Genomic DNA, 15,295 nt, shown 5'->3' with positions numbered 1-15,295 from the left:
TTGTGCGCGTCAGCCCTCAAGCTTCGACATCGCAGCCGTCGCCGGATCGTACTGGTAGCCCTTCTGCGCGAGTTGCTGGGTCATCGTCGCGCCGATCAGCTTCTTCTGCGCTTCCCTGAACACCAGTTCGTGGTCGGGCTTGAGACGCTCCAGTTCGAACGAGAGCCTGCGCAGGAGCGCGACTTCGCCGGTGCTGCGCGCGTCGATGAAGAGAATTTTTTCGTTCGCCTGGTCGAGCCGCTGCTTGATGTCCTTCGCGTACGTCACCCATTGCTCGGCGTTCGCACGAAGCTCGTTGTAGGCCTTCGTGTGAGTCTTCGCCTGAGCGGCGATCTGGCGTTGCAAGGACGCGAGTTCTTCCGTGACATCGGTTCCGCCCGGCAGTTCGCCGCCTTGCGCGGCCTTTGTCGACGCCTGTTCGTACGGGCGCTCGGCCTGCCTTTGCGCCAGCTCGGCTGCGCGCTGTTCCGCTGCATCCGCCCGCTCCTTCGCGTCGAACGCGTCTTGCGTCGCGCGCGCCAGTTCGGCGCTGGCCGCCGTCTGCGACTCGCTCATCGCGCTGATCTGTGCGCGGGCTTCGTCGAGTTCGCGCGTGACGCGCTGCAACTCGTCGAGTTGCGTCGACGCGTTGTCGCTTTTCGCTGCGGCCGCCTCGCGCTCGGACGAAAGGCTCTGCTCCGATTGCGCTGCCTGCCGTTCGGCTGCGTCCGCCCTTTCCTTCGCCGCCGATGCGTCCTGTGCGAGCCTCGTCAGTTCTGCGCTCGCTGACGTTTGTGCGTCGGTGAGCGTGCCGATCTGCTTGCGGGCTTCGTCGACTTCTTGCGTGACGCGTTGCAGTTCGTTGAGTTGCGACGACGCTTCGCTGTTTCGCGTGGCGGCGGCTTCCTGCTCGGCTGCGAGGCTTTGCTCCAGTTGCGCTGCACGTTGCTCGGCTGCGTCTGCTCTTTCTCTTGCGGCGGATACTTCTTGCGTGAGCCGCGACAGCTCGGCGCTTGCAACGGACTGGGCATCCGTCAAGGCGGCCGCCTGCTTGCGTGCTTCGTCGCGTTCCGCTACGAGCGTTTGCTCGGCTGCTTCCGCGCGGTTCTTCGCCGCGGACGCGTCCTGCGTCACCTGCGCCAATTCTGCGGCTGTCGCCGTTTGCGTCTCGGTCAGTGCGTTGATCCGATTGCGCGCTTCTTCGAGTTCATGCGTGACGCGTTGCAACTCGTTCGATTGCGCCGCCGCTTGAGCGGTTCGCGCTGTCGCTGCCTCGCGTTCCGCAGCAACGTCGCGTTCCAGGCGGGCCGACAGTTGCGCGGCTGCGTCGGCACGGCGCTTCTCGGCGGATGCATCTTGCGTCACCTGCGCCAGTTCAGCGGCTGCCGCCGTTTGCGCCTCGGTCAGCGCGTTGATCTGATTGCGTGCTTCTTCGAGTTCGCGCGTGACGCGTTGCAATTCGTCGAACTGAGCGGACGCTTCGCTGTTGCGTGCCACGGCTGCCTCGCGCGCGACGGCAAGACTCTCGTCCAACTGGACGCCGCGCTGTTCGGCGGCTTCGGCCCGCTGCTGCACCGCAGCGGCTTCCTGCCTGGCGTTCGCCAGTTCGGCGCTTGTCGCCGTCTGCGCCTCGGTGAGCGCGTTGATCTGTGTTCGCGCTTCTTCGAGTTCATGCGTGACGCGCTGCAGTTCGCCCGTCCGCGCCGCCGATGCTTCCCGCTCGCTCGCGAGGTTCTGCTCCAGTTCGATTACGCGTTGCTCGGCGGTTTCTGCCCTTTCCTTCGCGGCGGTCGAGTCTTGTGACAACGCGTCGATCCGTGAACGGGCTTCGTCCAGTTCGCGCGTGACACGCTGCCGTTCATCGCTTTGCGCCGCCGTGGCCTCGCGCTCCACCGCCAGGCTCTGCTCCAGTTCCGCTGCGCGCTGTTCGGCCGACTCCAAGCGTTGCTTTGCGGACGATACGTCTTCCGTGACCCGCTCCAGCTCGGACGTCGCGGCCGTCTGCGCCTCGTTCAGTGCATTGATCTGCGCGCGCGCTTCTTCCAGTTCGGTCCTGACACGCTGAAGCTCGTCGCTGTGCGCCGCCGTTATCTCACGCTCTACTGTCAGACTCTGCTCGAGTTGCGACGCGCGCTGCTCGGCGGCATCGGCCCTTTGCTTCGCGGCGAAGGCGTCCTGCGAGACCCGCGCCAGTTCGGCGCTCGCGGCCGTCTGCGCCTCGGTCAACGTATCGGCGCGCGTCCGTGCCTCGTCCAGTTCGCGCGCGACGCGCAGCAGTTCGTCGCGCTGCGCAGCCGTTGCCTCACGTTCGACCGTCAAGCTCTGGTCCAGTTGGGACGCGCGCTGCTCCGCCGCGTCGGCACGTTCATTCGCGGCAGACGCGTCCTGCGTCGCGCGCGCCAGTTCAACTGCCCCCAGCGCGTGCGCCTCGGTCAGCGCGCCAATCTGCGCTCGCGATTCGTCCAGTTCTCGTGTGACGCGCTCCAGTACGCCACGCTGCTCGGAAAGGTCCGCGGCATGTTCCAGGGCGGCGTCGCGTTCCGCGGCGAGTGCGTTGCGGGTCTCGCTCAAGTCGGCCTCGACCGATGCGAGGCGCGCCGTGCTCTCGTTCGCCTGCGCCGTCGCTACTTCGGCGCGCGACACTGCCGCGCCCGCCTCCTGAGACCAGCGCTCCGCCTCTTCCGACTTCGCCTGGCAAGCCTCATCCAGCGTCGCGATCTGCCGGCGCGCGTCGTCGCGCTCGCGGCCAAGCCGCGCGATTTCCTCGTTCTTACTCGAAACCGTCGCGGCCAGCCATTCGTTTGCCTTGTGCTGATCCTCGAGCGTGCTCTGGATCGCCGTGAGCTTCGCTTCACCCGCCGATGCGCGCTCGCTCAGGTTCTGGACGTTCGCCTCGGCGGCTTCCGCGCGCGCGGTCACGGCCTCCAGTTCCGAGCGCGCCTGCGCGGCGGATTCCTGCAATGCGTGCAGGTCGTTGCGCAACCCGTCCAGCCGCTCGCGCCCTGTTTCCACTTCTTCTCCCGTCTTCTGATAGGCGGCAAGCGCCTCGTCACGCTCTTTGCGCACGACATCGAGTTGCTGGCTCGCCGCGCCTAGACCCTCGCTGAGCATCCGGCCCGCGTCGTCCTGAGAAGCGGACCAGATGCGGCGCGCGGCCTCCATCAAGGTTTCCGCCAGTTCACCAGGCAGCGCCTTCTGGGCTTGCGGCTCCGGCGCCTGCGGTGCCTGCGGCTGGCGCGTCTCGCGCCAACGTTGCAGCGCCGCGGCGACGGCAACGATCGAACCGCTGCGAACTTCCGCCCAGATCGTGACGGGGGAAACCAGACGGCCTTCTTCGGTCATGCGGTCTGCAATGGCTGCGACCTGCTCATCAGTCATGGTGGTGTCGGTGTCGGTGGACATATGCGCCTCGAGAATCAACTGGCCAGGCGAAAGGCAAAATTTTCGATACGTTACTACGATCGGCGGCATCCGCGACGGAAGAAACGTGCCAATGCTCATCCAGCAAGCATTTGCAGGGCAGTGCAGGCGCCCGGGTACGCCGAGCCGTGATTTTGACAGGACGCATCGGCGGGATGGGCGATGGCCTGCATGGACGGTCGTCAGACCCGTGCAACGGCGCGCGACGGGCGTTCAACGCAGCCGCAGAACGTATGCCCGCGCGCCATTCCCGTCGGCAGGCGACGCTCGCACGGGAAATTTGATCGCGTGCAAGACCGCATTCCCTTGTGCGACAATACGAATAATTCTCATTTAGTAGTTTTATTTTGCTTACTGGACTCGTCCGGAAGACCGCGCATGCCAGCAGACAATCTCTCGTTGCGTCTCGAGGTCGAAAACCTCTACGTCGCCCATCATGGCTGGCTTCACACGTGGCTGCGCCGCAAGCTGGGATGCGCGCATCGGGCGGCCGACCTTGCGCACGACACTTTTATGCGCCTGCTCGCGCGCGACGAACCGCTTGAATTGCTCGAGCCGCGCGCCTTCCTCACGACGGTCGCCCAGCGGGTCCTGGCGAATCACTGGCGACGTGAGCAGATCGAGCGCGCCTATCTCGAAGCGCTCGCGCTGGTGCCGGAGCCGCTTGCGCCGTCGCCCGAAGAACGTGCCGTGCTGCTCGAAACATTGTGCGAGATCGACGCGTTGCTCGACGGTCTACCCGTACCCGTCAAGCGCGCATTCCTGATGGCGCAACTCGACGGCGCGACGCAGACGGAAATCGCGGCCACGCTGCGTATTTCCCTCGCGACGGTGAAGCGCTATCTGCTGAAAGCGGCAGCGCAATGCTTCTTCGCGATGAAACTGGAATAGACGCGTGAATATCGGCAGTCCTCCTGGCATCGCTCCGAATGTCGCGCGTCGCGCGGTCGAATGGTGGCTCGATCTGCAGTCCGGTGACATCACCGACTCGCAACGACGCGCGTTCGAATGCTGGCGAACCGAACACGCCGATCACGATCGCGCGTGGCGGCACATCCAGTCTGTGAGTCAACGTCTTCAGATGGTCAATGAAAGCCCGGCTGCGAGTGCCGCGCGCGCCGCGTTGACGCGTCCGCGTTCGCCGGCACGGCGCGCCGGCATCAAGGCGCTCGCTGTCCTCTTCTTTGCGGGCGGAACGGCCTGGCTTGCGCGCGATCAGATTACGTGGCGCGGCTGGAGCGCGGATCTGCGCACCAGCACGGGCGAGCAGCGCAACGTGACGCTCGCTGATGGCACGCGGCTCATGCTCAATACCGCGAGCGCCGTCGATGTCCGCTTCTCGGACACGGAGCGCCGCATCGTTCTGATTCGCGGCGAAATCATGGTAGTCACGGGACACGACGACGGCCCCGCGCCGCGTCCGTTCGTCGCGCAGACGGCACAAGGCGTCTCGATACCGCTCGGCACGCGCTTCTCGCTCAGACAGGAAGATTCGACGACGCGGCTCGACGTGTTCGAAGGTGCGGTCAAGGTCGAACCGGGCCGCGCGCCGGGCGTGTCCAAGGTCGTGCGTGCAGGCGAGCGCATGCGCTTCACCGCCACGCAGATCATGCCGATCGAGCCGACAAGCACCGATACGGCCGCATGGACACAAGGCATGCTGGTCGCGAGCAACATGCGTCTCGCCGACTTCCTGTCGGAACTCGGGCGGTATCGCGACGGCTACCTGCGCTGCGATCCTTCGATCGCGGACTTCCGCCTGTCGGGCACCTATCCGCTATCGGACACGGATCGCGTACTCAACACGCTTGCGAGCACGCTGCCCGTCGAGCTGGAGTACATCACGCGCTATTGGGTAACGGTGAAGCCAGCGCGTTCTTAGGGCGGCAATCACTACGCGGTAAAAAATTTTCGTCGACATTGAGCTGTTTTCGATTCTCGCGGGACAAGGCAGATGAGAACACCAGATCATCTACCTCCTCGAGCTTCGTAAAACATGGGACTTTCTGCAAGAGCCTGCGCGAATACCGCCGCACTTGAATCACGTCGTCGCGCGTTTCCCGGACGGCACATCATCGGTATCGCGACGGCAACGATCTTCGCGACCATTGCGTCTCCCGCTGTTTTCGCCGCCGATGCAACGGAGACGGCCCAAACCTCGCCGCGCAAGTCTTTCGACATCGCCGCCGGGCCGCTCGAAAGCGCACTCAACCAGTACGGCCAGCAAGCGCGAATCATGCTGTCGTATCCGAGCGCGCTCACCGCGAATCGTCATAGCGCGGGCCTGCATGGCGAATACGATACGCAGCAAGGTCTCGTGCGCCTGTTGCGCGGCACGGGGCTGTCGTCCATCCAGCAGACCAACGGAAGCTACACGCTGGTCGAAGATGCGAGCAATGTCGAACTCGACGACAGCGCCGTGTTGCCCACCGTCAAGGTCGCCGCGACAGGCATCCGCCCCGGCAGTTACCGACCGCCTTCCGAAGCGAATGTCACGCGCTCCGACATTCCCGTCATCGATACGCCGGAGGCCATCAATATCGTGCCCGCGCAAGTGTTGCGCGATCAGCGCCCGCGCAATCTCGACGACGCGCTCGCCAACGTCAGCGGCATCGTCCAGGGCAACACGCTGGCGGGCACTCAGGACACGTTGCTCAAACGCGGCTTCGGCGGCAACCGCGACGGCTCGATCATGCACAACGGCATGCCGCTCGTGCAGGGCCGCGGCCTCAACGCCGCAGCCGATAGCGTCGAAGTGCTCAAGGGACCGTCGTCGCTGCTCTACGGCATCATGGACCCGGGCGGCGTCGTCGACGTGGTGAGCAAGCAGCCGTTGCTCACGCCTTATCACGCCATCTCGGCGCTCGGCTCGACCTACGGCCACGGCCGCAACGGCGCGGACGGCACGCTCGATCTGACAGGACCAATCGGCGATTCAGGCCTTGCGTACCGTCTCGTCGTCGACCAGGTCAACGAACAATACTGGCGCAACTTTGGCGAACACCGCGAGACCCTCGTCGCGCCTTCGCTTGCCTGGTATGGACGCGATACACAGGTCGTACTGTCGTATGAGTATCGCAAGTTTCTTTATCCGTTCGATCGCGGCACCGCGCTCGATCCAAAGACCAACAAGCCGCTGGCCATTCCCGCGCGCGAGCGTCTCGACGAGCCGTTCAACGAAATGGACGGCGAATCGAATCTCGCGCAACTGACCATCGATCATCAGATCGACGCGAACTGGAAGGCGCATTTCGGCTACAGCTACAACCGCGAAACGTACGACGCCGGCCAGTTGCGCGTGCAAGGCGTCAACAGCACGACAGGCGTGCTCTCGCGCAGCAACGACGCGACGCACGGAGCGCTCAGCACGGACAGCTACGCGATCGCCTACATCGATGGGCATTTCACCGTAGCGGGTCTACGCAACGACCTGCAGGTGGGTGTCGATGACGAGTACCGGCGCATCTATCGCAAGGACCTGTTGCGGCAGGCGACGAAGTACACCTTCAACTATCTGCACCCCGTCTACGGCCTCGAAAGCCCGTCGACCACCGTATCCGCCAGCGACAGCGACCAGACCGACACGTTGCACGACGCATCCGTGTTCTTTCAGGACAGTCTGCATCTGACCGACAAGTGGATACTCGTCGGCGGCGCGCGGTTCCTGTCGTACAACCAGGTCGCGGGACGCGGCCGCCCGTTCCAGGTGAACACCGATCTGAACGGCACCAAATGGCTGCCGCGCGCGGGTGTCGTCTACAAGTGGACCGATACCGTCTCGTTGTACGGAAGCTATACGCAATCGCTGAAGCCGACGTCGACGATCGCTCCACTCAGCACGGGCGTTGTGATCGACTCGTCGGTGCTGCCGGAAGAAGCGACCTCGTGGGAAGTCGGCGCGAAAGTCGCGATGCCTGCGGGAGTGACGGGCACGCTCGCATTCTTCAATATCGACAAATCGAACGTGCTGGTGTCGCAGTACAACGACACGACCAAGCAAACCGACTGGCGAACTTCAGGCAAGGCGCGCTCGCGCGGCATCGAGCTCGATGTCGCCGGGCAGATCGGCCAACGCTGGAGCGTCATTGCGAGCTACGCGTACATCGACGCGAAAACGACGGAAGACCCGCTGTATGCGGGCAACCGGCTGTGGAATGTCGCGCAGCATACGGCGTCGCTCGCCGCCGTCTACGACTTCGGCGCGATCTTCGGCGGCGATCAGTTGCGCGTGGGCGCGGGCGCGCACTATGTCGGCGAGCGGCCCGGCGATTCCGCGAACAGCTTCACCCTGCCCGCCTATACCGTCGCCGATGCGTTCGCGAACTACAACACGAAATGGGGCGGACACAATGTGTCGTTCCAGTTGAATGTGAAGAACCTCTTCAACAAGACGTATTACCCGTCCAGCGCTAATCGCTATTTCGTAGCGGTCGGCGATGCGCGGCAGGTGTCTCTCCTTTCCACGCTCGAATTCTGAACCCGGCTACGAGGAGTTCACCATGAAACGCAATCAATCCGCCATGATCGATCACACGCGACGCCATGCGCTCTCGTCCCTGCTGGGTCTCGCGACTGCCGCGCTCTTACCTTCCATCGCTCGCGCCAATACCAAAACCACGCAGAAAAGTATCGTGATGGTCGTACAACTGAACGGCCCCAACCTTGCAACCGATCAGCGCATTGCTGCGCATCTCGGCGCGCGAGGCTATTCAGTCCAACTCGTCGATCAGGACTACCGCCCCGAACTCGCGCGCGACGCGGGTCTGATCGTCATATCGTCGACAGTGTCGTCGAAGGATGTGCTGCCTGGGTGGCGGACGTTACCCGTGCCGCTCGTCACCTGGGAAAACGATCTGCTCGACGATCTGGCGATGAGCGGCAAGCGCCATGATGTCGATTTCGGCGAGACCGAAAAAGAGCGTTATCTGTGGCTGGTGAATGCGCCGCATCCTATTGCTGCGGGCTTGCCGGCAGGTGTTGTCAATGTGTACGGGAAGCAGGCGGTGATGAGTTGGGGCAAGCCGGGCCTCGGCGCATCCATTATCGCAAGCGTCTACGGTCAGCCCGACAAGGCCGCAATTTTTGCCTACGAAACGGGGGCGACGATGGATTACGAAACGCTCGCGCCTGCCCGACGCGTGATGTTCTTCATGAGCAACGACTCCTTCGCGAACCTCTCGCAGTCAGGCCAGCAATTGTTCGATGCCGCAATAGACTGGGCCATCAAACGTTAGACATCCCCCACTCGGCTGCACGCTGTTTCATCAATGATGTTCGAATAGCTTGCTATCGCTCATGCCTTTCGCCGGCGATCCCGACTGCGAAAAATTCAACGGCATCGTTCCGTAGTCACTTGCCGATTGCCGTGCAGCTATGGACGCGCTTGCGTTGTAGTCGGGATAGTGCACCTTCGATTGATGCAGCGTGCCGTCTTTCTCGGCTTGCACAATTTGCGCCTTGACTTCGGCGCGCGTCGTACTTTCATTCGAATCGATCTTCGCGTATGAGATTGCGGGCATTAAAAGCGCGGCAGTCAGCATCGCGACGGTGATTGAGGTTTTCATCGAACTCTCCTTCCTTGATGAGCGGGTTCAAAAAGATGCCCGTTCAGATTAGGTCCAAAAGACTTAACGGTTCCTTATCCGCTCACGGCGAATTCAAGTTACCGTTGTGCATCAGGCTTGGGACCAGGTTTGTGACGGTTAGATTATTGTCGAGCGCGGATGACCATAATCTGGCCGCTCGATTACTAATCTGTTATCTGCAAGGAAGGCCATCGAATGAAGCTGACACCCGGGAGGCGTCAATCAATGACGTACATTCGGCTGTATCCGAAGCGTCAATCTGTCGATGAGCGTTCGAATAAGATAGGTTTGCCTGGTGCTGTCGAATGCGTTGGACGCATTAGAAGAAGCGACAGTCACACGACACAGTGTGCCCGTCGCTTCCTTGTCTCTCTGCGCTGATTATCGCGGCGCCCTGCTTAGAACTGCATGGTCGCGCTAGCCACCGCCGTACGCGTCGCGGACGGGCTGACGTAGTAACCCCACGCGGTCGTCCAGTAACGGCGGTTCAAGAGATTGTTGATACCCGCGCGGAACGTCACTTCTTTCCCCGCAATACGCGTTTCATACTTGCCGCTCAGATCGAACACCGTGTATGCCGGCACGAATTGCGTGTTGGCAGCATCCACGGCCATATCGCTGACATAGCGGCCACCGAACGCCAGCGTAAGACGACGCATGTACGACGGGTTGTATTCGACGCGGCCCGTCACTGTCCATCGCGGCGCCCCATAGATGCGCTTGCCCTCGATGGTCGGATCGTCGATATCGACGGCCTTGGTATCGAGCCACATCACGCCGCCCATCACGCGCCAGTCGCTGGCAAGTTGAAGCCAGCCGCTCGCGTCGACGCCCGTATAACGCTTGGTGCCGTCCTGCACGAAGATGTTGGCCGAGTTCGTGTAGTAGTAGCCCTGGTCGACGCGGAACAGCGCCAGATTCGCGCCCCACTTGCTGCGATCCGTCTTGAAGCCGACTTCGTACTGCTTGCTGCGCAGCGGACCAAATGTCGCCGGGTAGTTGAGGTTGGTGTTCGCAGCCGAACCACCTTGCTCGAGCGACTGGACGTAACTGACGTACAGCGTCGAATACGGGTCCGTCTTGTACATCAACGCCACAGTCGGCGTCACGGGAGACGCGCTGTAATTCGCCGTGGTCGCACCCGTCGGATCGTACGTGAACTGATGGAACTGCGTGTACCGCAAGCCAAGCAGCGCCGAAATACGCGGCGTGAACTGCACGGTGTCGCTCGCGTAGACCGCGGCCTGTGTCGTGCGGGACTGCTTGTAGAGGTTCTCGCCGATATGCACGTCGGCATTGGTCAGGAACGTGCTGCTATAGATGTTGCCGACACCAAGGCTATACCCGTCGTTCCAGCCTTCGCTATTGTCGTACTCGGTGACTTGCGATTGATATCCCGCACCGAAAACGACATCGTGCTTGATGCTGCCCGTGTTGAACTTGCCTTCCACCATCGCATCGACGTTCTGGTAGAAGTATCGCGTCATCGCCGCATATAGCGTGTTGGAGTAGTCGCCCGCCGTGTCGTACACATACAGCAGACTGTCCGAGTTCGTGCGGTTTTCCTTCGCGAAGCGGTACTTCACGCTCGCGTGCCAGTTCTCGGAGAGTCGATAGTCGAGACCCGTTCCGAACGACGCCATTTCGACCTGGTAGTAGTTCTGCGGCTGCGACAGATTGTGCGTGACCAGACTGGCGTCAGGAATGCCGCCTGCGTCCGAGCCGAACATCAGGCCGAAGATCGTGCCTTCCTGCTTGCGCTTCGTGTAGAACGCGTCGACCGTCCAGGTCAGGTCCGGCGTAATGCGGAAGTCCAGAGCCGCCGACGCCACCTGGCGTCGCAGATGACCATTTGCCTCGGCCGTATTGCCTTCTTCGTTGACCAGGTTGAAGCGGTAGCCGAACCGGTCGTCCGTGCCAAAGCGGCCGCCGACGTCGAGCTTCTCGCTGAACACACCCGCCGACTGATAGCCCACCGAAAAGCTGCGATACGGCGTGTCGGTCGGACGCTTCAGTACGTAATTGACGATACCGCCCGGCGAGCCAAACCCGTACATGAAGCCGGACAGCCCTTTCAGCAGTTCCACCTGCTCGAACGGTTCGAGTGCGAGATCGGTGTCCCACGACGGGAAGCTCTGACCATCGACCTTGATGCTGTTGAGCGTGTCGATCGGCATGCCTCGCACGTTGAACGTCGAGTTTTCGCCGATGGCGTTGGTGCCTGTGATCGACACGGCAGGGTCGTACTGGAACAGGTCGTTGGCCGTGTTCGCAAACAGATCCTGCGCCTCTTCGCTCGTCACGACGTGCGTCGAAAACGGCGTGTCGACCTGCTTGAGCGTGCCGAGCGCACCGGCACTGATCTTGTCGGCCTGCGCCGCATTGTTATCAGCCGACGCTTTCACGCTGACGGTTGGAAGCGTCGCGTCTGCGGCAACGGCGTCCTCCGCGTGTGCGCGCGACGGTGCGGTCGATAGCGCAAGCCCGACGCTGATGAGCAGCGCAGCGCCGAGAACAGACTGGTAACGGGAAAAACGGTGAGTAGAAAGCGCGTGATGGTCAGACTTCAGAATCTTCATTCGTTGTTATGGCAGGCGGGTTGCGAAACACCTGGTGCAAACGGTGGCGAAATTTCGGGTGAATGGTAATGACAACGATTCGCAATTGCAACGAAATTTGACCGTTTAGTACATTTAGTAGTCATCGCGCCACAGCGTGTTATCCGTGCGCGGTTGGCGTTTGCGCCTGCTGGTCGTGGTCCTCGACCGGGTGAGCCAGGTTTCTTACCGAATCTATCAAATGCGAATCATTCGCATTTGATAAGAAAACGTGGTATGGTGGCGCAACGTGCGTGTTTGTGACTTTGAAGTCGCATCGCGGTATCTGACAGGCGACGAATGCATCCATGTTTTCTATCGTCATCGGTCGCGCGATATTGTTCGTAGTACAAATAATTTATCGCTTGTCGTTTTGAGAGCCGAACGCGTAAAGCTTGCACCACCGTTGACCGTACTGGAACGTCCACGCACCCATGACGGCCGGGCGGTGTATGTCCTCAACACAGGTTGAAGGAGACACCGGGAGTGAAACGATGAACGTATGGTTCAACGGCAGAAATGTGGATGCTCGCCGGCGACGCGGAAACGCTGCACGTTATATTCGCCGTGCTGCCGGATTCAGTATCGTGGGCGCGGGTGCGCTGATCGGTATTGTTCGACTTGCAGTGTGGTTGTCGAACGCTACGTGACGCCTGGACGAGGAAACGCAAAGAGGCCGTAGACTTGGCCAACGCATCATTGCGCGCATCGCCCGACGGCTGCCCCTGACGCAACGCCAAAATACCTTCGCGGCCCAGACCTATTCTTTTTCCTATCGGTGTGCCGGTAGTCTCGCTGACAACCAGTTTGACGACCTCAATATCCATAGGGCTCAAGCTACTTTTTTTGAGCGAGGCTTCCAGGTGCAACACGGCTTCCTATTTACGCATCATCGAGACCATCCCATTTGTCACCCCAGCCTCGAAGAAACATAAAAGCCGCTGAAAATAGCCGGCGTCCTCAGAGCTTTTTATTACAGGCCGTCGTAGACCATCTTTGTGAATTGGCTGCCGTTGAACACAAAATCCCCCCATTTGGCGTCGAAGGCCGCAGTCGGCTTGGCGGCTATGATCTCGTCCAGTGACTTGCCTTGCAATTTCAAGGCTGCGACGTTATTGCGGACCGTAACCAACATGTCGCGGAATTCGATCAGTTGAGCGCGTGTCCCCACGGCGCCATGGCCGGGAATGACGATGGTGTGGTCTGTCGTAAATGCCACAGCCTTGTTGGCCCATTCAATCGCACCGTCGATATTGCCGCCATCTTCATTGTCGATATACGGATAAAATCCGTTCCAGAAGGTGTCTCCAAGCGCCAGCACATCTGCTTTTTTGAAGTAGACCCATAGATCGCCGTCGGTATGGCCACCACCGAAGTTTTCTACTTCAATCGTCGTGCCTGCAAAGTTGAAAGTCTTTTCATTATCGACAATCAGGGTTGGGCGCGCGCCCGCCGGCACCGGATCGAAGGTCCAATTCCATGCATTGACATGCGTGGTCTCGGTCAGATGTCTCAAGGTATTCTTGTGTGCAACGATGGTTGCGCCAGCTGCGTGCATCCATGCGTTGCCATCGGTATGGTCCCAATGCCAATGCGTGTTCACCACGTATTTCAGCGGTGCGGGACTGATCTTGTCGAGAGCGGCCTGCAGTTTGTCTTGCGATTTGCTAATGCCCGCGTCGACCAGAAATTTGCCATCCTTACCCGACAGGACGGTAATGTTGCCGCCGGAACCCATTAGCACGGTGATATTTCCACGCAAGGATTGCACGACGATTTCACCGTCGGCACGGCGTAAATATCGGGCGCCCGCACCAGTATGAAAATAGTCGTCCGGCGCGGGGTTTTTTTCTGATGAAGGCGGACTACCGGTTTCGGCGGATGTTGCCGTTGAGGCTAACGATGACCCCGCAACAATGGCGATCGATACAAACAAAAGTTTGGAAAGTATGCCGAATCTATTTCCTGGCTTGATAAACGTATTCATGGTTCTTCGCTTTCGTTTTGGGAGACCGGGACACCTGCATGTGTGCCGAGTATGGGGATAGCCAGTGAACTTCGATATGGCAACGCGACGGGGTTTTCTGCCAAATCGCCTAAGATTTCTGCCAGGAAGTGAAGGCGGTAACATGCATGGATAACCGAGCGCCTGTAGAGATAGTTCAACGTATAAAGCTTGAACTGCTCGAACTCATTGAAGTGAGAGCCTGCGACATTGTTGCCGATGCGCCGCCAGCCAGGTCCCGATCAACAGGGTCGAAAACAAGGCACCGGAAACGCAAACTCCCAACCAACCCGCTCTGTAGTAAGCCACAGTTGCCGCGCTTGAACCAATTGCGCCGCCAAAGAAATAACCGGTCAGGTAAATGGTCGTAATTCGACTCCGCGCATCCGGAGCGAGTGCATAGATCACACCCTGATTGGAAATGTGCAAGCCCTGCACGCCCACGTCCAAAAGCAGAACGCCAACTAGCAATGACGTAAGTGAATGCGCACCGAGGAAAATGAACACAAACGACGCCAGAATCGCGCTGCTAAAAAGTCCGGTCGCACGATGCCCGTGGCCGCGATCTGCCATACGCCCCGCCGAGCCGGCCGCGAGCGCACCGGCGGCACCGGCCAAACCAAACAGCCCGATCCGGGCCTCGGAGTAGTGGTAAGGAGCGGCATTGAGAAGAAACGTCAGTGCGGTCCAGAAGATGCTGAAACAGGCATAACCCAGAGCACCGTACAGCGAGCGCAGGCCGATCGTTGGGTGTTGGTCTAGCAGTGTCAGCAAAGACCGCAGCAACTGACGATAGCGCCAGGGTTGATCGCTTCTTCGGTCTTGCGGTAATGCTCGCACGAGGCACACGACCAGAAGCAGGATCAATAGTGCAGCGACGCCATAAACAATGCGCCAGCCCGCCAATTGTGCGATGGTTCCGGAGACTGTCCGCGCCAGCAGAATGCCAAGGAGCAAACCACTCATCACGGTGCCTACTACGCGCCCACGCTCGTTGTCGGATGCGAGCGACGCGGCGAACGGAACTTGCAATTGCGCGGCGCACGAGGTCACCCCGAGTAGCATGCTTGCCGAAGCGAACAGTTTGAAGTCAGGGCTCAGCGCTACTGCGAGCAACGCGAACACCGTGAGCAGAAGCAAGGATACGATGAGCGTGCGCCGATTCAATACGTCGCCGAGTGGCACGATCAATAGCAAGCCGCAAGCGTAACCGAGTTGGGTGAGCGTAACCAGGAAGCCAAGACGAGCCGGACCATAACCGAAGCTAGTCGCAATAGCGGCCAATAGCGGTTGTGAATAGTAAATGTTCGCGATGATGACGCCTGAGGCGAGCGGAAACAATAGTGTCAGCCCTCTCGTCAGGTCAGGTGTTCGGGCAGACATAGATATCCTAGACGAGTGGGGTCCGCGGCAGTTGTGGCGGCGGTGCTCGCGCATTGGAACGGCTTGGATGCGCTTCGGAAAGGCATTCTTTTGAAATTCAAGGAAGCCAACCATTTGCTATTGCACCGTCATTTCCTCAAGGGGTGACGAGATAGTGATGCGATGCGGCTATAGCGTCCAAGACCGGTTTACTATTCAAACGATAAGCATTTCCTATAGTTGCGCGGCGCTCTCGAAACAGGGCACGAACCCATCATCCCCATCCCCGCAAATTTACTTGACATCTAAACTATCAAAACCTAAAGTAAAGCCGAGCACACACGTTG

General features: G+C 60.4%; 10 protein-coding genes. 4 read left to right on the top strand and 6 right to left on the bottom strand.

The window, feature by feature from the left end; all coding sequences use genetic code 11:
- Positions 1-9 precede the first annotated feature (9 nt).
- Complete coding sequence (locus tag C2L64_RS18810) at positions 10-3,381, bottom strand: DNA-binding protein (protein WP_039900698.1); 3,372 nt, start codon at positions 3,379-3,381, stop codon at positions 10-12.
- A 396-nt stretch (positions 3,382-3,777) separates the two neighbouring features.
- On the opposite strand from C2L64_RS18810, the gene C2L64_RS18805 reads away from it, so the two are divergent.
- The 4 genes from C2L64_RS18805 to C2L64_RS18790 all read left to right on the top strand — a co-directional run bounded on the left by C2L64_RS18805 (position 3,778) and on the right by C2L64_RS18790 (position 8,633).
- Entirely contained in the window at positions 3,778-4,290 is a 513-nt protein-coding gene (locus C2L64_RS18805; protein ID WP_007583067.1) for a sigma-70 family RNA polymerase sigma factor, read from the top strand.
- 4 nt (positions 4,291-4,294) lie between these two features.
- Entirely contained in the window at positions 4,295-5,281 is a 987-nt protein-coding gene (locus C2L64_RS18800) for a FecR domain-containing protein (protein ID WP_007583066.1), read from the top strand.
- A 114-nt stretch (positions 5,282-5,395) separates the two neighbouring features.
- Positions 5,396-7,876 carry a TonB-dependent siderophore receptor gene (locus C2L64_RS18795; protein ID WP_007583064.1) on the top strand — a complete coding sequence of 827 codons (2,481 nt, stop codon included), beginning with the start codon at positions 5,396-5,398 and terminating at the stop codon, positions 7,874-7,876.
- A 22-nt stretch (positions 7,877-7,898) separates the two neighbouring features.
- Entirely contained in the window at positions 7,899-8,633 is a 735-nt protein-coding gene (locus C2L64_RS18790) for a hypothetical protein (protein WP_007583063.1), read from the top strand.
- Between the two features lie 30 nt (positions 8,634-8,663).
- On the opposite strand, the gene C2L64_RS18785 is transcribed toward C2L64_RS18790, so the two are convergent.
- The 5 genes from C2L64_RS18785 to C2L64_RS18770 form a co-directional block, all read right to left on the bottom strand.
- On the bottom strand, positions 8,664-8,963 hold the full coding sequence (locus C2L64_RS18785) for a DUF4148 domain-containing protein (RefSeq protein ID WP_007583061.1): 300 nt from the start codon (positions 8,961-8,963) through the stop codon (positions 8,664-8,666).
- A 419-nt stretch (positions 8,964-9,382) separates the two neighbouring features.
- The gene (locus C2L64_RS18780) at positions 9,383-11,563 is read right to left on the bottom strand and encodes a TonB-dependent siderophore receptor (protein WP_007583059.1); all 2,181 of its coding nucleotides are present in this window, start codon (positions 11,561-11,563) and stop codon (positions 9,383-9,385) included.
- A gap of 476 nt (positions 11,564-12,039) precedes the next feature.
- A complete protein-coding gene (locus C2L64_RS53285) occupies positions 12,040-12,450 on the bottom strand; it encodes a carboxymuconolactone decarboxylase family protein (RefSeq protein WP_131542619.1) in 411 nt (136 codons plus the stop codon).
- Positions 12,451-12,554: 104 nt separating this feature from the next.
- Positions 12,555-13,568: an MBL fold metallo-hydrolase gene (locus C2L64_RS18775; RefSeq protein WP_051058196.1), complete on the bottom strand. Its 1,014-nt coding sequence runs from the start codon at positions 13,566-13,568 to the stop codon at positions 12,555-12,557.
- A 204-nt stretch (positions 13,569-13,772) separates the two neighbouring features.
- Positions 13,773-14,969: an MFS transporter gene (locus C2L64_RS18770; protein ID WP_039900696.1), complete on the bottom strand. Its 1,197-nt coding sequence runs from the start codon at positions 14,967-14,969 to the stop codon at positions 13,773-13,775.
- Between the last annotated feature and the right edge of the window lie 326 nt (positions 14,970-15,295).

The sequence above is a fragment of the Paraburkholderia hospita genome, from assembly GCF_002902965.1.
Classification (GTDB): Bacteria; Pseudomonadota; Gammaproteobacteria; order Burkholderiales; family Burkholderiaceae; genus Paraburkholderia; species Paraburkholderia hospita.
The sequence above is the reverse complement of the archived record's forward strand: the minus strand, read 5'-3'. Positions and strand labels throughout refer to the sequence as shown.